Genomic DNA, 20430 nt, shown 5'->3' on the forward strand with positions numbered 1-20430 from the left:
TCAGTAGCTCTCGATATCAATCCAACACTAACCATTCCTCTAAAAACTCACTATTATCCTTTTCAAAATACTCATTCAAGAAATCGGCAAATACCTTACTATCAACGTACTTAAACTTATATGCTTTGAAATACTCAGATAAGAATTGAAGTGCTTCTTCTTGCCCACCATGTTCATTGAAAAAGTCCCTTAACAATAGCGGCGTTTTCCCATAGACAGTAGATACGTATTGACCGCCTTCAAATTCATTTAATGGAATATTGACAATGTCACTAGTAGAACCATGTTGTGATAGACCGCTGGCAAATTCAAATCCGATCGATTCATTATACTTTTCAGTTAAGTAGATTGACGTCACAAACTCTGTTAAACCTTCATCCAACCAGGCATCTTTATGCGGATCATTTGAAACCATATAATAAAACCATTGATGAGCAATTTCGTGAACAAGTGTGCGTTCAAAACTTTGTGAGTCGTTAGAAACTTCAATCACATTTGGATATTCCATATTTCCACCGTTGCCGATGATATCTAATTCATGAAAAGGATTTTCTCCTAAGTTTGATTCGAAATAAGCATAAGCTTCAACTGCTGATATAGCCATATCCTCTGAGAAGTCTGGTCCTTCGGATGGTATAAATAATCTCAAATTCGTATCATTTACGACGGCAGACTTACTCGTCCATTCATTAGGATTTAACAACCCCAAATAGAAGTCTTTCACATTTTCTCCTTCAATCGTTCCTGAAGAAGTTGGCTGAATTTGATTATCTTGACCTGAACTGACAACTAAATAGTCTTTTGGCAGTTCATAATTCACCACGTAATCCCCATAACTCGTATGATAGGATTCCCCTTTTACATCAAAGTCTTTAATATTCCACCCATTTTGGTAGTGCCCTAACATCGGATACCATTGAGCTAAATAAAAATTATCTTTTATTCTAGAGAGGCGAGCACCGTTTTCAGGTAAAACCAAGGTGTATTGTATTTGAACCTTTTTGTTTTCACCAGGTAAAAGATCGTTATTGAGCTTAAGTAAAAGTTTGTTGTTCGTTAACTCATACTGTAGGTCTTCTCCCGACTCCATAATTGAAGTAATCGTAACATCGGCAGCGTCAATCAGGAATTCAGGTTTATTTTCTTCAGTAAATGCATTTGGAATGAAATAAAATCCGATATCTTTCCAAGTATCTTGTGATTCATTCATTACATCGATTTCAGCACTGATTTGGAATCTATTATCTTGATCCATTTTTACATCTAACGTATATTCTCCACTTACACCAGGGTTAATATTTTCTTTTGCGTTTTCTGGAATATGGATTTCTGCCACGTAATCTCCTGGTAGCGCCCACACTCGAGCTAACAAGAGAAAGTGAGATTCTGCTTTTGGTACTTCATATGTTAAAATCACGCTTGTTTTACTCGGCGATGTATAATTAAAATTATTCTTCCAATTCCCTTTTTCGGTTATTTCCATATCTATAATGGCGTATTCTTTCCCTGTTTTATCAATTATTTTAAAGCCTTGAGGTTTATACGTGATTCCGCCACTATCACTTTTCGTCTCCATTGTGACTGGAATAGAAATTAATTGATTCTTTTCACTTGATGCGACAAGGTTGGGTGGTGGTTCAACCAGTTCACCAAACTTAAATTCTTTGTCTATATCTTCTCCCAACACAAAAGAGCGATAAGCATTTCCTTTAATCTCTTCAAAGATTTCGTTGCTTGTTTCCTCTTTTTCCTCTTCCTCTTCTTTGTTGGATTCATTATTCTTAGTCGAAACGGGTAATAAATTTCCTTTCGTACCTTCTGCTACTGAAGATCCTGTTAGTTTACCAACGGATGTTCCTTGATTTTCAGGGATAGCATAAATGAATAAGGATAGTATCCCAACTAGTAATCCGACTCCTGCAGCACTAATAGCCCACTTGAATTGTTTTTCTACTTTTTTAGAGTTTTGGAGTATTCCACTAATTGCTTGGTATGGCAAGATGCGCGCTGCTTTCTCAGCAGGCAATACAGCACCTATGACTCCCGTTATAATCGGAATGAGTATGGTAGAAAATAAGAAAACAAACTCGCCCTTAGGCAGTTCCCCATACATGCGATAAATGATGATCAAGGCTAATCCTAGACCGATTAACCCAGCTAAAAGACCACTCATTGCTCCTTCCAATAACACAAGTAAGCGAATTCCTTTATTTTGCCAGCCTGTAGCTTTTAAAACGGCAATCTGCGGTTGTCGCTCAGCAACATTTTGCCACATGATTTCAGTAGTGGTTAAAATAGCGATCAGAAGTGCGACACCCATCGCTACGTAATGCATCATACCAACCTCAAGTGCAACAAATTCACCTAACCAAGTTGCATATAAGACCCCTTTTAATCTAAACGTAACGAAGAGAAAGAAGATAAATAAACTCGTAGGCACAGCAATAGCGATAATCGACAACAAGCTTCGTTGCCACTGTGTAAATAAGTTATTCATACTCATTCCAAGTACTGATTCGGCTCTTACAATTCGGTTCGTTCGTTTTGATACTTCTCCAGATTTCATGGACTCGTACGGTTTAATACGTTTAATTAACCAAATAGGTATAAGTGATCCTAGCCAATAAATCGCTAATCCGCTAACACCAATTAAGAAGACCCGTAAAAGTGAGGTGTCTATGCTACCCGATACAAAGAACATCCCTAATATGAACCAACTAATTAACGCAACCAGTGACCCTAAAATCGTCGACTCTAAAAAGAGAAGTTTGGATAATTGTGATGGTCGCCATCCTAAAGAAAGCAAAACAGCGAATTCTTTCTTCCTTGCAAATAACATGATGATATTCGAAGCAAATACATAAACGATGGCCACTAAAATCACACTAGCTATGACGCCAGCCATTCCTATTTTTGCTTCTTGGAAGATCGATATAGAAGAACCTAACTTAATCCATGGTTGTTGTACCCAACCAAGTGCTTCTTCACCAGCTAAACCAGGTAAGTGAGTCAAAGCATACTGTGGTGAAGATCCTAGTGTAATATCCGTTATTAGACCAGTCTTCTCCTCAATTTCAGTTGCAACCTCTTTCAACAGAACTTCACTTTCCTCATTCATTGTTTCTACACCTGTGACATTTACGCGAATTGCCGAAATGGGTGTATCTCCTAAAATACGCGCTGCTGCATCAAGTGTTGTTAATACAAGAGGTGGTTTCGTTAAAAATCCATATGCATCATTAGTGGGTTTCATGTCAGCGGGTGGATTAACTGGGTTATTTGAAGAATCCATCACCCACTGAGCTTTAGCAGGAAAATACGTTTCCATCGGCAATTCCGTTAGAGGATCTTTTGACACTTTCAGATTCTGAGGATCAAAGACTCCAATAAAATTCATACGTAGCTTCGGCCATTTGGAACTATCCTCGCTATACGGATTAAATTGTCGATACATATTTTTCGTGTAAAAAGGTGAATCATCCGGGAGCTTAAACGGCTCGACTTCATACGTATAAGGCCATCTCTCGCCAAAAGGACTTGTTACTGGGTTATATTTTACCGTTGAAGGTTTTAGAGCAACCCAAACAGAATCAGGTAGTCTCAAAATGCCATCATAAGACGGATTTACTATCTTTTCTACAAGCATGTTATGAACGTCAGTTGTATTGTACGTATATTCTTCGACCTGTGTCCCTTTGAGGGTATCTAAATAGCTCTCTTTTCCTTTATTCCGAATGTCTTCAATTGTTTCATGTTGATTGGTTTCAAAAGGTATATCCATTTTTTCGATTGTATACGTGATGTTCGCATCTACAAAGTCTTGATTACTTATAATCACAGGAATCTGTATTTCCTCTATGTCCGCATCTAATTGCCTTGCAGTAAATGGTTCATCCTCGCTAAAATATCGACTGTTATCACTTGCAGCCATTGCCTGATCAATGCCAACTAAAGCTGCTTCGGCTTCTGGATCTATACCTGCAATCATTACTTCTGTACCGTAAGACAGAGGTTGCATCCCTGGAGATACACCATAATCAGTCGCATCCGGTGGAAACCAAGAACCGACTGTGACATATTGGTTAAATTCTTCAGTTGTTATTTTTGCTCCTGTATTTACGTTTTCAACTGTTTTAATACGATAAATTCCGGGTTCTTTAATATCCGGGTTCTCTAATTCCACATAATTCGTACTTGAACCAATCATGGCAATTGGAGCAGCAATATCCACATTCTCGATTTGTTTTATCTGCTCATATTGTTCCAGGCTAATTCCGCCTTCCATTCCACTTAAGTAGTTAGGCTCTAGAAGATTCAAATCCTCTGTAACACTCCGACTACCTTGCGGACGAACGACTAGGTGATAGGATGACTTCCATCTCTTTTGAAGTTCATCAACTACAGTCCCGTTATTTGCTTGAGTAATTCCGATTAAATAACTAAGGCCTGTACTTAATATCAAGACACCAACCAGTAGCAATATAAACCGTTCTTTATTTCTCCACCACGAATTCCAAATGAATTTAAGCATATTGATTTACCACAGTATCAGCAATAAGTAACCCGTCACGCATTTCGATTTTTCGATTCGCACGATTAGCAAGTTCAGGGTCGTGCGTGACAAATAAAACCCCACATCCTTTTTCTCTGTTTAAAGAAAGGAGCAATTGAAAAATGATTTCCCCTGTTTCCGTATCTAGGTTCCCTGTTGGTTCATCTGCTAGTAACCAGTTCGGTTCGTGAACTAAAGCACGTGCGATAGCAATACGTTGTTGTTGACCACCGGATAATTGAGATGGCAAAGAATTCTCTTTGTCTTTTAGTCCAACCATTTCAAGGAGCTCTTGTGCCCGTTGTTTTTTATCGTAAGTGACTTTGCGACCAAATAAAGGTGCCATGATATTTTCAAGAGCTGTTAGCGTTGGAATGAGATGAAATTGTTGAAAGATAAATCCAATGTTTTCAAAACGAAAATCTGCCATCTGTTTATTGTTTAATTTATTTGTAGGTTTGTTTTCATAAAGCATTTCTCCACTAGAAGGGATATCTAGTGTTCCTAAAATGCTTAATAATGTAGATTTGCCAGAGCCGGATGGTCCTATAATGGATACAAACTCCCCTTCGGTTATTTTCAAGTTCACATCTTTTAATGCATATGTTTCAATTCCATCACCTTTAAAAAGCTTTTCTATTTCTCTACACTCTATGGAATTTTTCATTTTGAATCCCCCTTGTAGTAAAAATTGTAAATTCTGTATATTACAAATATAACAGAAATTGAAACCATAAAAAGGAGATTAAAAAACTTCTTGTGACTTCACCAGATTTTCGATTATGATGAGTGAATAACATTTTATGGATAAAGGGTGTATAGGAATGAATCATATATTAAGAGAAATTGCGACGAGTCTTGAAACAGAACGCTTAATTTTGAGGATGCCACAAGTTGGGGATGGAACAGTTGTGAATCAAGCGATTGTAGCGTCACTTGACGAAATGAAGCCTTGGCTTCCGTTTGTACAAACAACCCCAGCTGTTGAGGATACGGAAGCGAATATTCGAGAGTCTATTTCTAACTTTATGCGTAGAACCGGTTTACGGTTTTTGATTTTTAATAAAGAGACAAAGGAATATATCGGAACAACTGGTTTTCATAATATTGACTGGGACGTTCAGAAGCTGGAGATTGGTTATTGGATTGACACGAGACATACAGGTAAAGGATACATGGTGGAAGCAATTGATCGTTTGTCCCGTTATGCACTTGAAGGTCTTGAGATGAAACGTGTGGAGATTCGCACGGAAGCAGAGAACGTGAAAAGTCGTGCGATTCCTGAAAAACTCGGATTCCGTTTAGAAGGTATTTTAGAAAATGAGGACTTATCAGTAGATGGTTTAAGATGGACCGATACGTGTATTTATGCGAAAACGACGAAGAAACCTTGAGGTGAATTCTTCGTTCTTTAAATAAAGATGTACATACCGAGAAAATAGATTTTTTATTGGAAATGGAGAATAAGAGAATGCCAATACCAAAACATATTGTTTCAGCAGCAACAATCGTTATAAATGATAAAAACGAGATTTTATTGATCAAAGGTCCAAGAAGAGGATGGGAAATGCCTGGCGGACAGGTGGAAGAAGGCGAATCCTTGCAGGATGCGGCAATTAGAGAAACAAAAGAAGAATCAGGAATTGATATTGAAGTTACGAAGTTTTGTGGCGTATTTCAAAATGTTAGTGGTTCCATTTGTAATACGTTATTTTTGGCTACACCGATTGGCGGCGAACTAACTACTAGTCCTGAGAGTTTAGAAGTAGGTTTCTTCCCTATTCATCAAGCATTAGAAATGGTCACTTGGAAAAACTTCAGACAACGAATTGAGTACTGCATAAATGACGAACTTCAACCTTTTTATATTGCTTTTTAATCGTTATTTGACCACATCATAAAGTAAACACCCAGCCACGTGGTTGGGTGTTTTTAAATTTCCACATTTACTTTAGCGGTTGAAATTTTTGTTCATGATTAAGCAGCCATTCTTTTCGCCATAATCCACCGGCATAGCCGACTAGTTTGCCGCTCGCTCCGATGATTCGGTGACAAGGGATCACAATGCTTAATTTGTTTCTACCGTTCGCTGTTCCGACTGCGCGGATGGCTTTTTCATTTCCCATCGTGACGGCAATATGTTTGTATGAAGCGGTTTTTGCGTAAGGAATAGTGGTTAAAGACTGCCATACAGATTGTTGAAATGGTGTGCCTTCAACCATCATCGGGAAGGTGAATTCATGTCGTTCACCTTTAAAATAGTCATCTAATTGACTGTAGCAATCCTTTATGACTTGCGGTGTGTCGTCACTTATTGAATTGACTAAGTTGTCTTCTTCAGAAAACAAAATCGAGTAAATCGCTTCGTTTGAACCGACGATTTCGATGACGCCTATTGGGGATTGATAGTCGACTTTATAGCGTTCTGTCATATAAGGACCTCCAGAGGTAGAAAGTGGAATATGCTTGCCAGCCTTCCCAGTGTGCTGCGATTTCTTTTATTTCCATAATGGTTGGCTTTCGTTCCAGACCTAGTTGGTTTTTTAGTGCATTGTGTAGACCGACATCAGCGATTGGAAAAGCAGCTCGGTGGTGTAGGCATTTCATGAGCACATAATCGGCAGTCCATGCCCCCACTCCTCTCATATGGATTAAAGCTTGATACATGTCGAGCGGCGTCTGCATGTTTAGTAGCTTTTCTTTTGTAAGCTCGCCACTTGCTAATGTCCTCGCAATGCCAATGATGTATTCGGCTTTACGTCCCGTGAATTGGAGCGGCCGTAAATCCTCTACTTCAAGAGTTGCGATGCGCTCAGCTGACGGATATAGCCAGTAAGTTTGCTCACCATGAGATAAGCTCTCGCCAAATTGTTCCACAAAGCGTTTTTTTAGCGTGTATGCAAAAGTCAGGTTGATTTGTTGCCCCATCACTGCCCACGTTAATGCTTCAAATAAATCTGGGAGACATATCATCCGAAGTCCTTGGTATTCAATGGTTAGCTTATTCAAAATCGGGTCTTCAACAGCCATTTTGTAGAATTCGTTTAAATCTGTGTCTAAGTCGAACCATTCCCATATGTATTCGGCAATTTCTTGACGCACCACTTGCGAAGGTGGGCTTATTGGAAATTCAACCTTAAGCTTATTTGAATGATGGCTTATTTTGAATAAAACCACGCTACCGGATACGCGGTGTAGCTTCCATATCGCTCCGTCTTTTATTTCATAAAGTACTTCCTGCTCAGATCTGCCTAAAAACAGCAAACACTCTTCGTAATTGAATGGAGCAGGTGGAATTAATTCAATCGTCGATTCGTTATCTAGCCAATTCATATGATGCTTTCCTTTACAGCTTGACGTTGTCGATACTCACTCGGTGAACACCCATGAATCTTGCGAAATACTTTATAGAAATTGGACGTACTTTGGAATCCAACTTCGTAGCAAATCTCTAGATTCGTGTGATTGGAATTGACTAAATAATAGATCGCTTTATCAATCCGTATTTTTTCTAAGAATGTACGTGGTGTTTTGGATGTCTCCTGTTTAAATAGACGCTCTAAATGGTAAGGACTCAGTCCAACGTAATCGGCTATATCTTGTAATGTGAGTTGCTGTTTATAGTGATTGACTAAGTAACTGGTCACTTGTTGAACCAGTTCCGTGTGTGGCGAATGTTCGACCTCCGGCTTGCAACGTTTGCAGGCACGGTAACCCGCTCCTTCAGCCTCGGCCATATACTGATAGAACTCCACGTTAACCTTTTTCGGTTTGCGCGAACGACAAGAGGGACGACAATAGATTTTCGTCGTTTTGACCGCCGTGTAAAACAGCCCATCGTAAGCTGCATCACAGACCATAATTTTCTCCCACATTTCTTCAAATGAAAGATGAAGTGTCGTCATTCTGTTCCCTCCCTGTCGATCGCATTGATTTTCTTCATTCTAACAAGAAAACGAACTTACAATCGTCCTCATTCTTGCGGTTATGGTCTGAAACTATCCATTAATAAATACAATCCCGTCATGAGTAAAATCGCATAGGTAAAAATTCGAAAGAGCTGCTGATTTATTCGTTTGAAAAGCAACTGACCCACATACAATCCAGCGATGACGAGCGGAAGTGAAAGACCGCTTGAGACCCAAACCGTTTTGTTCGTGCCAATAAAAAGCATTTGAATGCCTAAACTCATGGAGTAAATAAACAAATAGAAGGCTAACGTGGTAGCTCGCAGCTTGTCCTTTTGCGTATCCGTTCCAGCAAAATAAAGCAACAATGGCGGGCCTGGCATACCTATGCTACTTGTTAATAAACCCGAGAACCCACCCACTATTCCATCTCTCGATTTGGTTTGATTTACGCGAAATTGGAGTAGGAGCAGGATTGTTAAGAGCAGAATGATTAAACTTACCCCGATTTTCAAACTCGTTATGTCTACATATAAAAAGATCAATATGCCAATCGGCAAGCCAACTGTACTCCCAATCATGAATCGTTTGAGTATGCCGTAATCTACGTGATCTTGAATTTTGGCAATTAAAGCAATTGAAATGACGAGCGATAAGATTAAGTTAATTTGAATCGCTTCCATTGGTTTAAATAATAATAGAAGAAATGGCGTAGCTAAAATTGAAAAACCAAAGCCCGTTGCCGTTTGGAGGATTGATGCGATTAATATGATGCATACGAATAGCGCGATTTCCACGTTCTCACCTCCCTTTTCCGCCCCAATCCTGTTGGAAACAGTCAATTTCCAGTTATATCGCATAGATTGGCACATTTATCGGTCAATTTGAAAATTTATCGCACAAAATCGGCAATTTATCGCACAATTGCATCTCAACAGCGACTCAACTTGGTGAGATCTCTTTATTCAAATGAAGGAAATCGAACAATCACTGTGGTGCCTTCCCCTTCAATGCTTTTAAACTGAATAGAACCTTTATATTTTTCAACGATATTAAAACAGATCATGAGTCCGAGTCCTGTCCCCTTACTTTTTAACGAATAAAAAGGTGTTCCTAGCGATTTCAATTGTTCTTCTGACATGCCAAAACCAGAATCGACAATTTGAATTTCAATCTCATCCTTTATTCTTTCAGCACGAATGATGACCGAATCCCCTTTACTAGAAACCTCAATAGCATTTTTCACGAGGTTAATGAACAATTGTTTCAATTCGATGTGATTAGCAGTAATGAAGATATTTCCGGGAACTTGTAGGTCGATTATATTTTGATGAAACACACCATATGACATGAGTAACTCAGACACACTTTGAAGTAATTTTTGAACATCAACCGTTTCCAATTTTTGATCATTATCAGGTTTAGCAATGGCTAAAAACTGAGAAATGACATATTCCGCCGTGTTTAACTCCTCAATCATTAATGAAATATCTTTTTTTGCACCCATTCGAATGAGAGGATCATGTTCGTAGATTTGCAAAAATCCTTTTACCACTGTCAATGGGTTTCGAATTTCGTGAGCTACTGCTGCGGCTAATTGACCCGTTGTCTTTAATTTCTCTGATTGCTGAAGTTCCTCGTAATACAATTGCTGTTTTTTGATTCGATCAGAAGATATATAGAAAATCAGATATAAAATCACTTGGCTACCAATGAAGTTAATAATATTCCCCGTCAAATCCATGGTGATATGCGAGTAATTAGTGCCTTGATCAATTAACACCACATAACCAAATGTGAGGGTGATTAAAACTGCATTAAAAATTAATGAGAAATAAAACAGTCTTTTATCAAAAAACAAGATTGAAAACGCTGGAATAAAGCATAGAAAGATAAACGTCGACCATGTTTCCGGATACAAAAAGAAGAGCACATAAAAATAGGCAGCACCAGTCATAATGATACTAATTCGGAAAAGAACACTTTCGAAAGTTGGATATATGAGCAAAGAAACGGACAATAAAACCACTAATACTGCATGAAGAAGTAATCCTATTTCTAATCCATTATAACGAGGAATGACAACCAGCAACCCACTCGTCATTATGATGACAGTTATAAAAGTGAGAATGTAATATTGTTTTTTTATATAGAATTGTTTCACAAAAACACACCTTCTGTTGTAAAAAATTACTAATCCACCTCTATTATAATCCAAAGTAAGGGCATTCTCTTAATTTTCTGCTGGTAATGGCGTTTCATTTTCAACAGCTCCTGGACCGACCAAAGCATATTTCTCCCACTTCCGACTCTTCCATCGGAAATACATAATAATCCCGCGTATCCATTCATCTGCGGCAATGGCTAACCAAATTCCTGGCAGACCCATATCTAATACGAATACTAAGAAATAACCTAATGGCAAACTCATCGCCACCATCGAAAACACACCGATTAGCACAGGGAATCTTGCGTCTCCCGCTGCACGCAGAGAATTGATGATGACAATATTCAACGTGCGACCTGTTTCTAATAAAATACTTAGAACGAGCACGGATGTGGCAATTTTGATAACCTCAGGATTATCTGTAAACAAGCCAATGAGCTGGTTACGGAAAATGATGACTAACGTCACGGTGCTTAATGTGAAAATGAGTGCGAACTTCAAACTCTTCCATAAGCGAGTATACGCCTCATCTTGTTCATTCGCCCCAACTAAACGGCCAACGATAATCGCTGTCCCCATTCCGATCGCGATGGCGAATAAAAACGTAAACATAGAGATGTTCATGGCATATTGTCTTGCTGCTAAAGCTTCCGCTCCCAAGTACGTTGCATAATATAAGAACACAATTTGACACGCCTGGTACATCACTTGCTCAAAGGCTGCCGGAATCCCAATGTGAAGAATTTTTCCAATGTATTCTTTTGAAAGTTTCAAGTAATAGCTGAATTTCACCCGATATTCAACCACTTGATAGAGCAACCAGAAGAACACAAGCAACGCTAGAAAACGGCTGGCGATAGAAGAAATGGCCGCACCTTGCACGCCTAATTCTGGGAAACCAAATTTCCCGAAAATCAGCACATAGTTTCCGATCACGTGGATAATATTCATCCCTAGTGACACATACATCGTTTGTTTCGTCCAACCATGCACTCGAATGATTGCTGCTAACGAGTTAATAATCGCTTGAAGGAAAATGGCTCCCCCAACGATTGATAAATATTGTTCTGCATATTCGAGCACGTCGCCTTGTAAATTCATCGCCTGCATCATACTTCTGGCGAATATAAAATACCCTGCACTCATTAGTAAGCCGACAACTAAATTTAACGACACTGCAGTCGCTGAAATTTTAGATGCTTCGAGATACCTCTTCGAACCAAGGTACTGAGACACAACAATTGCCGCTCCCGTTCCCACGACTTCTAAAACCAATATCGCAATATGAATGTACTGATTCGCTGCTCCAACACCAGAAACAGCATCATCCGAAAGCGCACTCAGCATAAACGTATCGACAATTCCCATTAACATAAATAAAAACACTTCTAAAAAAATAGGCCACGTTAAGCTAAATAAATTCAACTTCTCTTTCGGACCTGTATTCGCCTTCATTGTAGCCATTTAAAAACCTTCTTCCCGAGTTAAACAATTTAGATATCTTACCAATTAATAGCGGAAATTGCTATACCGACCTAGAAAACATCCCATTTTAGAAGCACCAAGATGAAATGAAAGCATAGCTTATAGAAGGATTTGTTTTAAAGGAGGTATTCGTTTGGTTCAATTTTTCTCTTTTCGAGGAACAGTGACTTCGATTGATGAGTTTTTCACAAGTGCAAATGAAGATGAAGGTTGTTATTCATTTATTTCAGTTGCAAATGGTGACGGAGGTACGGTCAATTTTGTTGTATCACCTGACACATACTTTGTGGATCAGGCAATGGTCGCTGTCGGGGATCAAGTAACGGGTTATTATGATGGGAACGCACCAGTACCCCTCATTTATCCACCGCAATATCGCGCACTCATCATGGTCAAAGAAAGTCCATATCAAAACGTCAAAGTAGACTTTTTCAATAGCCAATTAATAAGTAGTGATGGACAATTAAAATTAAATCTTTCCCCGTATACGTCCATTACGTTAAAAAATGGGCAAGTGTTCTCACACAGTATTGAAAATCGCAATTTAATTGTCATCTATGGCCCTACTACTAGAAGCATCCCAGCACAAACTACTCCCTTTCGAATTATTGTGTGGTGTGGTTAATTTCTTTCTAACAAAAAATGCGACCGAAGATGGAATCTCGGCCGCGTTTTTTAATTGGTAAGGTCTATTCTTTGTGTTGTTCGATATACTGTTTTAATTTCACCAAGTGATCTTTATCTTCTTTTTTTAAGATCATTTCAAATAGTGGTTTAATAAGTGCGTTTTTTAATCCTTTTGTGTGTATCAGTCCATTAAAATCAATAGTTGTTCCATTCTCTTTAGCCATGAAATGATAATGGTATTCCACTGTCATGCCGAAATTCTCACTTTTTACCGTATATTTTTGATTCGGAATAAATTCAGATATAACTAGGACTGTTTCGGCTTCTTTTCCTCTTATGTTTCTAACTTCTTTTACTCTTGTTCCAACTTGCATTGGCCCTTCTGTTAACTTTTCTGTTTTCACTACGTTTTCCATAATGAACGGAGCATGGTCAAAATCCGTTGTGATTGCAAATACTTTTTCAACTGGTGCATCAATATAGACGGTTTCTTTAAAAGCCATGTTTACTCACTCCTTCGGTTTGATTTTTGTGACAAATAGACTTTTTTCAGACAATTTCTATCCTATGATTCAAGATACCACGTATTCCCACTTTATTCTTGAAGAATTTTTCAATAAAAAAAACAGCGAGGATATCCTCACTGCTCATATCATGCAAAATAGGTAGAAACCAAATACATCTACTATCCAATTTTTACTGAGTTGCTTCCCACTTCGCCACCTCATCACGAACTCGAGGTGCCACTTCTGTGCCTAACAACTCGATAGCTTTCATAACGTCGGCGTGTGGCATTGAGCCTACCGGTACGTGAAGCATAAATCGAGTGATGCCTACGTTTTTACGCAGATCAATGATCTTATTCGCTACTGTTTCTGCATCCCCTACATAAAGGGCTCCTTCAAAACTACGAGCGGCATCGAAAGCTGCTCGATCATAGTGACCCCAGCCCCGCTCACGTCCAAGGACATTCATGACTTGTTGCGTAGGAGGGAAGAACTTGTCCGCAGCTGTTTCCGTATTCTCTGCAATAAAACCATGCGAGTGAGAAGCAATAGGTAGATTCGATACATCGTGACCCGCTTGAGCTGCTGCACGTTTATATAGCTGAACAAGTGGCGCAAATTGAGTTGGACGTCCGCCAATAATGGCTAGGACAAGGGGTAAGCCGAGTACTCCAGCGCGGATAACTGATTCGCTATTTCCCCCGCTCCCAATCCAGATTGGTAACGGATCTTGAACCGGTCGCGGATAAATACCGAGATTATTAATGGATGCTCGGTGCTTCCCTGACCAAGTTACTTTTTCAGACTTCTGTATCGTTAAAAGCAAGTCCAATTTCTCATCAAAAAGCTCATTGTAGTCTTGTAAGTCATAGCCAAATAGCGGAAAAGATTCGATGAATGAACCCCGTCCTGCCATAATTTCTGCACGTCCATTTGAAATGCCATCAAGCGTCGCAAAATCTTGGAACACGCGAACCGGATCGGCCGAAGAAAGAACCGTAACTGCACTCGTCAGTCGAATACGTTTTGTCTGTGAAGCAGCTGCAGCTAACACCATTGCTGGTGAAGATGCGGCAAAATCTTCTCGATGATGTTCGCCAACACCAAATACATCTAAGCCAACTTGATCGGCAAGAACAATCTCCTCTACCACTTCACGTAATCGTTCGGCGTGGCTTACCACTTCCCCTGTATGAACATCAGGTGTTGTTTCAACAAACGTACTTATTCCAATTTCCACTTCAAAGACCTCCTGTAAAGCTTCTATAAAAAAGCTATTTTTTCTAATATACTTCAAATTCGAGATATTTTCATTCCGAAGGATTTAGATCCTTTTATGAAACAACATATTTCTAAACCCTTTGTCATATCATGTTACTGTTTCATAAATAGTTGGATGGAGGGATCATTCACTCTGACAAAGGAATATAAAGCGGCAAATGTTATCAAAACGGGAATCAGTTACGGAACTTGCCTGTCCATGATCATATCTTACAGTGCTTACCAGTCCATAGGTTGGGCTATTCTACATGGTTGCTTAAGCTGGATTTACGTTGTTTACTATTTCATTAAGTACTCTCCTGGATTATTTTGATACATGACAGACAGACTTCTGCATAGGAAGTCTGTCTTTTTGTGGATTTTCAAAAACCGGAATTGAAGTTTGAAATATAGTTAGGGTGATCCGAGGAGGATTAACGCTTTTTTTGTTGAATTTATTGAACTAACACATCGGGTTATTTGAAGAAGAGTTTATTTCTGAATTAGGGGTGCTCAAAATGAAGAAAATTATCTCTATTATCCTTATTACCCTTTGTTTATTTATTGGACTATTTTTTTATAAAGGGAGTATCGAGAGATTTAAAGAATACTTAAGCGAAGAAAGCATTGAAATTAATGAAGTATCAATTAACCATAAATCTATATTTGATAAAAGACTGGTCGGAATGGAACCCCATCACATTGAAATTACGAGTGAAGGTTTCCTGCATATCTATAAGTATCCGAATAAAAGCTTAGCTCAAAAGGCAAGAGATACTTTTATTAAGAAAACAGAATCGATGGATATGGTAGCCCACAAGTTATATGTGGTAGAAGATATGTTTATTATCTATGAATATTATAGCGAAGCAAGTGAGTTCGACAAACACCTGTCCGAAGTTATAAGTGAGTACAAAAAATGAATATGTTTGCTGATTTGCAATTTGGTATCACGACCAAGAAACTGGCATTTTAATAATGATTATTATTTTTGGGAGGCATTAGTTTGAACAATGACCTATTGAAAGTCTTTTATATACTATGGGGTCTTATTTTATTTTTTGAGTTAGTATGGTTTAGTTCATTGTCATATGGAGCTCACTTAACATCAAAAGCTATATTTGCTATCACTGTGATTGCTGTAACTAGTGTATTTGGTTCAGTTGGACTGTACTTATTTAAAATAAATCCAGGAGTTGAAGATTGAACTTCTAAAGGTATTTTATAAGGTACAAGAAATATTTAATAAGTAGCAAATTCTTATTAGGGGTGTGTTAATAGTGGAAATAGAAATATCATTATTTGTGATTAATGCTTTGTGGGCTTTAGGTGTTGTATACCTAATTTCTGTATTAGTTTTCAGGAAACATAAACAAATGATTTCAATCATTCATACGTTTCTTTTATTACTATTGACACATTACTTCATCATCGCTCAAAGAGAATATTTATTTGATGATTACCCTACTGTTGCATATTTAACGATAGCTCTGGCGTTGCTTGGGTATTGTATTATTTTTCGAGATTTAAACTCATTTATTAGAACAAAAAAATCTGAGAGAGAGTCAAGCAGCAAAGAGTAATAGAAGTGTTTTTAATCATTTTCACTAATTGACTATCCTATACATCATCCCTACCCTGCTATATATTAGAAACAGGTGATGAAATGCAAACAACTATGTATATAGACAACGAAAATTTAATAATGGGTACGACAATGAAAGATTCTCTTGAACCAGAACACAACAATATGGCGCTCCATGCATGTGAAAACCCTGAATTTGTCCTAGCAAATCGCGAAAAATTGGCTGCGACCTTGCAGTGTGGACTGAGTGATTTCGTTTGTGCGAATCAAACACATAGCGCGAACTTTCATAAGGTAACATTTGCAGACAAAGGACGCGGAGCGGATCGAACAGATACAGCGATTGTAGACACGGACGCATTATACACGTATGAGCCTAACATAGTATTAAGCAGTTTTACTGCCGATTGTGTACCCGTTATTTTTCACAATGAAATTACTGGCCTTATTGGCGTCATTCACTCTGGATGGCAAGGGACAATAAAAGAAATTTCCTTGAAACTTTTTGAGCATTTAAAACAACTAGAACAATGTGATTTACGTGATGTCCATGTTCAAATTGGTGCAGCGCTAAGTCAGGAAAAGTTTGAAGTTGATGAAGATGTATACTTGAAATTTAAAGCCCTTGGCTACGCGGATGAGTTTATGTACTACAATGAAGAGTCCAACAAGTATCATATTGATAATCAACAAACTGTGAAAAAGCAATGTGAGTTAGCTGGTATTCCCGCTTCTCACATTAAAATTGATCCCACTTGTACTTATGTAAGCCCTGATGGTTTCTCTTATCGTCAAGACAAGAAGAGCGGCAGGCATTTAAGTTTTATTATGAGAAAAGATGAATGAACGTAATCGATTCCTTTAATATCAAAAAGCACATCAACGGTAATCGCTGATGTGCTTTCGTATTTCTATTATTTTTGAATGAACATCTGTGTCCAGTAATTTCCTTCTACATGTCCTACACCAATATGTGTGAAGTTTTTACTCATGATATTCGCTCTATGACCTTCGCTATTCATCCATGCTTGTACTACCTCAGATGCCGTTCTTTGACCTTTTGCAATGTTTTCTCCAGCAGATCTATACGTAATGCCAAAGTTTTTCATCATTGTAAACGGTGAGCCATACGTTGGGCTTGTGTGACTGAAATAGTTTTTGTCACGCATATCTTGAGACTTAAACTCTGCCACTCTTGCAAGTTCCCAATCACTCTTCAAAGCTGGAAGTCCAGCTTTTGCTCTTTCCACGTTAACGAGTTTGGTCACTTCTTGTTCGATACTCGCTTGTTCTTTTGTCGGGACATTAATCGTTTGTCCAGGGTAAATCAAATTTGGATTCGCAAGATTTGGATTTGACTCAATTAATTCCTTAACACCCGTTTGTGTTTTCACTGCAATTCTCCAAAGAGAATCTCCTGAAACTACTTTATATGTACTATTTGCCATAGCTGTTGTTGGGGAGAATAAAGCTATTGATAGTAATGAAGCTATTGTGACTTTTCCTACTTTTTTAAACATCGACTCAATCCTTCCAATTTGGTATATCTTCATGATAAATAGTTTGGAAGGTTAATAAACCTCTTAATATATGGATGGTTTTTTACAACATCATTACAGGTGAAATATACAATTTAAAATCTCTTGAAATAGAACGCATTTTTGCAAGAAGGATAGATATTTATTTGAAATCAAACTGTAATAGGAAAGAATTACTATATGTGAATTTAGTAGTTTCTTTCATTTTAAAAGAATCGTTTGCTGAATATTTGCCTTCCTTCTAAAACTGACCCCTACACTTTAATCAAAACTGATACTTTTAAATATGCCAGACCTTTGCTAATCTTATCTTTGAATTTAAAAGGTGAGGAAGGTATCTAACTATGCAACATATACAAGGCTATTCAAGTTCACGTAAAAAAACATTTAATTTAATTATTACTTCTATGCTCATTTCACTCGTTTTCGTTGCGACTAATTCATTAAATATCAGACTGCCCATTGCAGCAAATGGCGGATTAGTGCATTTGGGAACCGCTATGCTATTTATCGCTTCTATTTTATTTGGCCCTAAAAAAGCTGCGATTGCTGGAGCTGTTGGGATGGGATTATTCGATTTATTCGCTGGATGGACATTGTGGGCACCATTTACGATCGTCGCTCGCGGTTTACAAGGATATATTGTAGGAAAAATTGCTTGGTCAAATGGTCGTAATGGGAGCAGCGTTGCTTTCAATTTACTAGCGATGATCGTTTCTATCCCTCCGATGTTAGCTGTTTACTATGTATGTGAAGGAATTTTATATAATAACTGGATTGCACCAGTTGCCTCAATTCCTGGGAATATCGTTCAAAATGTAATCGGGATTATCGTAGCCATCCCTGTTGCGATTATGCTAAAAAGAGTATCATTCTTTAAATAGACACTACCTTGTACGACTAATTTCATGAACATAAAAAGAGAAGTAGAAGCTTAGTGTAATAAGCTCTCTACTTCTCTTTATTTATTAGCAAAAGGAATTGCTTAAACTTTTTCGTTTACTTCATTCACTTCATTCACTTCATTTACTTCATTTACTTCATTTACTTCATTTACTTCAATTTCATTGTTTTCTTCGCTATCTCCTGCATCCACAATTGTTTCTTCTTCAAGAGAAGTAGAATCAATGATTGGCTGTTCTTTTTTGATTAGGCCAAGTGCATTTGCTGTAGACGAGTGCATTTCTTGTAAAAGCTCAGGGTTGTCCATTAAAGACATACCGTAAGTAGGAATCATTTCTTTAATTTTCGGTTCCCACTCTTCAACATGTTGTGGGAAGCATCTTTTAATAATATCCAACATTACTTGCACAGCAGTTGAAGCCCCTGGAGAAGCACCTAGTAATGCGGCAATCGAACCGTCAGCTGCTGTGATTAATTCCGTACCGAATTGAAGTGTACCTTTGCCACCCGCTTCAGTATCTTTTATCACTTGCACGCGTTGTCCAGCTACTACGATGTCCCAATCCTCAAGTTTCGCGTTTGGAATAAACTCTCGTAACTCTTCAATGCGTTTTTCTTTCGACAGCATAACTTGTTCGATTAAATATTTTGTTAACGACATCTCTTTTGCGCCAGCTGCTAACATCGTGACTAGATTGTCTGGTTTTACAGAAGTGACTAAATCTAACATAGAACCTGTTTTTAAAAACTTCGGTGAGAAGCCAGCAAATGGTCCGAATAGCAACGATTTTTTATTGTCGATAAATCTTGTATCTAGATGTGGAACTGACATTGGGGGAGCCCCAACTTTAGCCTTGCCGTATACTTTGGCATGATGTTGCTCTACGATTTCAGGCTTGTTGCAAACTAAAAATAAGCCACTTACCGGGAAGCCGCCAATCTGTTTTCCTTCTGGGATCCCAGACTTTTGCAGTAAATGAAGACTTCCGCCTCCGCCTCCAATAAAGACAAACTTAGCCTTATGGCGTTCTACGGTACCTTTGTCGTTCCGTACTTTTAGCTCCCATGAACCGTCACTCGTACGATTCATATTCTCAACGCTATGCTTATATTTGATATCGACATTGTTACTCTTTAAATGGTTAAACAGCAAACGTGTTAATGCACCAAAATTAACATCTGTTCCATTGTCGATTTTAGTAGCCGCAATCGCTTCGTTCGCTGGGCGATCTTGCATAACCAATGGAATCCATTCCCTTAGAACTTCATGGTCATCGGAAAATTCCATATTTTGAAATAGAGGGTTATTTGACATTGCTTCAAAGCGTTTCTTTAAAAATGCAATATTTTGTTCCCCTTGTACCATACTCATATGAGGCAATTGCATGATGAAGTCTTGCGGATTGCTGATCAATTTATTTTTTACAAGGTGAGACCAAAACTGCATAGAAAGCTGAAACTGTTCATTAATTTGAATCGCTTTACTAATATCTATTGAGCCATCTGGCTTTACACTCGTGTAGTTCAGTTCGCACAATGCGGCATGCCCTGTTCCGGCATTATTCCACTCGTTAGAGCTTTCTGCTCCCGCACTCTCAAGCTTCTCAAACACAGTAATATTCCATTCCGGTACTAATTCTTTTAAAAGGGTTCCTAAAGTCGCACTCATGATTCCGGCACCAATTAAGATGACGTCTGTATTTTTTTCTTCAATGCTCATTTTTACCAACCATCCTTACCCTAAAATTGCAGAACGGATGTAGGCGCTCCTGCTTAGGATACACACAAAGCCTAGGCGAGACCTAGTCACACACCTTTTCTGTTTCAATGAAGTCCATAATATAGTGTAATACAATTTTAAATAGATTAAAACATTACTACTACCTACCATTATAAGCT

At 38.3% G+C, this 20430-nt stretch carries 20 protein-coding genes; 8 read left to right on the top strand and 12 right to left on the bottom strand.

What is annotated here, in order from left to right; translation table 11 throughout:
* Positions 1-16 precede the first annotated feature (16 nt).
* Together AC3EA5_RS00570 and AC3EA5_RS00575 are read right to left on the bottom strand one after the other, a co-directional pair.
* Complete coding sequence (locus AC3EA5_RS00570; RefSeq protein ID WP_488606617.1) at positions 17-4531, bottom strand: FtsX-like permease family protein; 4515 nt, start codon at positions 4529-4531, stop codon at positions 17-19.
* Entirely contained in the window at positions 4524-5219 is a 696-nt protein-coding gene (locus tag AC3EA5_RS00575) for an ABC transporter ATP-binding protein (protein WP_394189972.1), read from the bottom strand. Before AC3EA5_RS00575 ends, AC3EA5_RS00570 begins: the two co-directional genes overlap by 8 nt.
* A 157-nt stretch (positions 5220-5376) precedes the next feature.
* On the opposite strand from AC3EA5_RS00575, the gene AC3EA5_RS00580 reads away from it, so the two are divergent.
* Positions 5377-5946: a GNAT family N-acetyltransferase gene (locus AC3EA5_RS00580; RefSeq protein WP_488606618.1), complete on the top strand. Its 570-nt coding sequence runs from the start codon at positions 5377-5379 to the stop codon at positions 5944-5946.
* A gap of 77 nt (positions 5947-6023) precedes the next feature.
* Positions 6024-6431, top strand: coding sequence for an NUDIX hydrolase (locus tag AC3EA5_RS00585; protein ID WP_488606619.1), 408 nt, complete (start codon positions 6024-6026; stop codon positions 6429-6431).
* Positions 6432-6498: 67 nt separating this feature from the next.
* On the opposite strand, the gene AC3EA5_RS00590 is transcribed toward AC3EA5_RS00585, so the two are convergent.
* The 6 genes from AC3EA5_RS00590 to AC3EA5_RS00615 form a co-directional block, all read right to left on the bottom strand.
* Complete coding sequence (locus AC3EA5_RS00590) at positions 6499-6984, bottom strand: methylated-DNA--[protein]-cysteine S-methyltransferase (RefSeq protein ID WP_488606620.1); 486 nt, start codon at positions 6982-6984, stop codon at positions 6499-6501.
* A complete protein-coding gene (locus AC3EA5_RS00595) occupies positions 6968-7885 on the bottom strand; it encodes a DNA-3-methyladenine glycosylase family protein (RefSeq protein ID WP_488606621.1) in 918 nt (305 codons plus the stop codon). The genes AC3EA5_RS00590 and AC3EA5_RS00595 overlap by 17 nt, the downstream gene beginning before the upstream one ends.
* A complete protein-coding gene (locus AC3EA5_RS00600; protein ID WP_488606622.1) occupies positions 7882-8457 on the bottom strand; it encodes a bifunctional transcriptional activator/DNA repair enzyme AdaA in 576 nt (191 codons plus the stop codon). The genes AC3EA5_RS00595 and AC3EA5_RS00600 overlap by 4 nt, the downstream gene beginning before the upstream one ends.
* Before the next feature lie 80 nt (positions 8458-8537).
* The gene (locus AC3EA5_RS00605; RefSeq protein ID WP_488606623.1) at positions 8538-9257 is read right to left on the bottom strand and encodes a sulfite exporter TauE/SafE family protein; all 720 of its coding nucleotides are present in this window, start codon (positions 9255-9257) and stop codon (positions 8538-8540) included.
* Positions 9258-9421: 164 nt separating this feature from the next.
* The gene (locus tag AC3EA5_RS00610) at positions 9422-10624 is read right to left on the bottom strand and encodes an ATP-binding protein (RefSeq protein WP_488606624.1); all 1203 of its coding nucleotides are present in this window, start codon (positions 10622-10624) and stop codon (positions 9422-9424) included.
* 69 nt (positions 10625-10693) lie between these two features.
* A complete protein-coding gene (locus AC3EA5_RS00615) occupies positions 10694-12091 on the bottom strand; it encodes an MATE family efflux transporter (protein ID WP_488606625.1) in 1398 nt (465 codons plus the stop codon).
* Positions 12092-12245: 154 nt separating this feature from the next.
* Here AC3EA5_RS00615 and AC3EA5_RS00620 point away from each other — a divergent pair, with 154 nt between their 5' ends.
* Positions 12246-12737, top strand: coding sequence for a hypothetical protein (locus AC3EA5_RS00620; protein ID WP_488606626.1), 492 nt, complete (start codon positions 12246-12248; stop codon positions 12735-12737).
* Positions 12738-12801: 64 nt separating this feature from the next.
* Here AC3EA5_RS00620 and AC3EA5_RS00625 read toward each other — a convergent pair whose 3' ends face one another.
* Together AC3EA5_RS00625 and AC3EA5_RS00630 are read right to left on the bottom strand one after the other, a co-directional pair.
* Complete coding sequence (locus tag AC3EA5_RS00625) at positions 12802-13242, bottom strand: SRPBCC family protein (RefSeq protein WP_488606627.1); 441 nt, start codon at positions 13240-13242, stop codon at positions 12802-12804.
* Positions 13243-13435: 193 nt separating this feature from the next.
* Positions 13436-14485 carry an LLM class flavin-dependent oxidoreductase gene (locus tag AC3EA5_RS00630; protein WP_488606628.1) on the bottom strand — a complete coding sequence of 350 codons (1050 nt, stop codon included), beginning with the start codon at positions 14483-14485 and terminating at the stop codon, positions 13436-13438.
* A 538-nt stretch (positions 14486-15023) separates the two neighbouring features.
* Here AC3EA5_RS00630 and AC3EA5_RS00635 point away from each other — a divergent pair.
* The 4 genes from AC3EA5_RS00635 to pgeF all read left to right on the top strand — a co-directional run bounded on the left by AC3EA5_RS00635 (position 15024) and on the right by pgeF (position 16936).
* Positions 15024-15428, top strand: coding sequence for a hypothetical protein (locus AC3EA5_RS00635; RefSeq protein WP_488606629.1), 405 nt, complete (start codon positions 15024-15026; stop codon positions 15426-15428).
* Between the two features lie 83 nt (positions 15429-15511).
* The gene (locus tag AC3EA5_RS00640; RefSeq protein WP_488606630.1) at positions 15512-15712 is read left to right on the top strand and encodes a hypothetical protein; all 201 of its coding nucleotides are present in this window, start codon (positions 15512-15514) and stop codon (positions 15710-15712) included.
* Between the two features lie 73 nt (positions 15713-15785).
* Positions 15786-16088 carry a hypothetical protein gene (locus tag AC3EA5_RS00645; protein WP_488606631.1) on the top strand — a complete coding sequence of 101 codons (303 nt, stop codon included), beginning with the start codon at positions 15786-15788 and terminating at the stop codon, positions 16086-16088.
* A gap of 83 nt (positions 16089-16171) precedes the next feature.
* The gene (gene pgeF, locus AC3EA5_RS00650) at positions 16172-16936 is read left to right on the top strand and encodes a peptidoglycan editing factor PgeF (protein WP_488606632.1); all 765 of its coding nucleotides are present in this window, start codon (positions 16172-16174) and stop codon (positions 16934-16936) included.
* Positions 16937-17004: 68 nt separating this feature from the next.
* Here pgeF and AC3EA5_RS00655 read toward each other — a convergent pair whose 3' ends face one another.
* Positions 17005-17610 (bottom strand): CAP domain-containing protein, encoded by a 606-nt coding sequence (locus AC3EA5_RS00655; protein WP_488606633.1) that lies wholly within the window; start codon positions 17608-17610, stop codon positions 17005-17007.
* 362 nt (positions 17611-17972) lie between these two features.
* On the opposite strand from AC3EA5_RS00655, the gene AC3EA5_RS00660 reads away from it, so the two are divergent.
* Complete coding sequence (locus tag AC3EA5_RS00660) at positions 17973-18512, top strand: ECF transporter S component (RefSeq protein WP_488606634.1); 540 nt, start codon at positions 17973-17975, stop codon at positions 18510-18512.
* A 101-nt stretch (positions 18513-18613) separates the two neighbouring features.
* Here the strand turns inward: AC3EA5_RS00660 and AC3EA5_RS00665 are convergent, their stop codons facing one another.
* The gene (locus tag AC3EA5_RS00665; protein WP_488606635.1) at positions 18614-20251 is read right to left on the bottom strand and encodes a malate:quinone oxidoreductase; all 1638 of its coding nucleotides are present in this window, start codon (positions 20249-20251) and stop codon (positions 18614-18616) included.
* Positions 20252-20430: the final 179 nt, after the last annotated feature.

The organism is Paenisporosarcina sp. (genome assembly GCF_057785155.1).

Bases quoted from the DNA above. Each gene is read 5' to 3' on its own strand.
- AC3EA5_RS00570 (WP_488606617.1), bottom strand. From the start codon at position 4,531: ATGCTTAAATTCATTTGGAATTCGTGGTGGAGAAATAAAGAACGGTTT.
- AC3EA5_RS00575 (WP_394189972.1), bottom strand. From the start codon at position 5,219: ATGAAAAATTCCATAGAGTGTAGAGAAATAGAAAAGCTTTTTAAAGGT.
- AC3EA5_RS00580 (WP_488606618.1), top strand. From the start codon at position 5,377: ATGAATCATATATTAAGAGAAATTGCGACGAGTCTTGAAACAGAACGC.
- AC3EA5_RS00585 (WP_488606619.1), top strand. From the start codon at position 6,024: ATGCCAATACCAAAACATATTGTTTCAGCAGCAACAATCGTTATAAAT.
- AC3EA5_RS00590 (WP_488606620.1), bottom strand. From the start codon at position 6,984: ATGACAGAACGCTATAAAGTCGACTATCAATCCCCAATAGGCGTCATC.
- AC3EA5_RS00595 (WP_488606621.1), bottom strand. From the start codon at position 7,885: ATGAATTGGCTAGATAACGAATCGACGATTGAATTAATTCCACCTGCT.
- AC3EA5_RS00600 (WP_488606622.1), bottom strand. From the start codon at position 8,457: ATGACGACACTTCATCTTTCATTTGAAGAAATGTGGGAGAAAATTATG.
- AC3EA5_RS00615 (WP_488606625.1), bottom strand. From the start codon at position 12,091: ATGGCTACAATGAAGGCGAATACAGGTCCGAAAGAGAAGTTGAATTTA.
- AC3EA5_RS00625 (WP_488606627.1), bottom strand. From the start codon at position 13,242: ATGGCTTTTAAAGAAACCGTCTATATTGATGCACCAGTTGAAAAAGTA.
- AC3EA5_RS00635 (WP_488606629.1), top strand. From the start codon at position 15,024: ATGAAGAAAATTATCTCTATTATCCTTATTACCCTTTGTTTATTTATT.
- pgeF (WP_488606632.1), top strand. From the start codon at position 16,172: ATGCAAACAACTATGTATATAGACAACGAAAATTTAATAATGGGTACG.
- AC3EA5_RS00655 (WP_488606633.1), bottom strand. From the start codon at position 17,610: ATGTTTAAAAAAGTAGGAAAAGTCACAATAGCTTCATTACTATCAATA.
- AC3EA5_RS00660 (WP_488606634.1), top strand. From the start codon at position 17,973: ATGCAACATATACAAGGCTATTCAAGTTCACGTAAAAAAACATTTAAT.
- AC3EA5_RS00665 (WP_488606635.1), bottom strand. From the start codon at position 20,251: ATGAGCATTGAAGAAAAAAATACAGACGTCATCTTAATTGGTGCCGGA.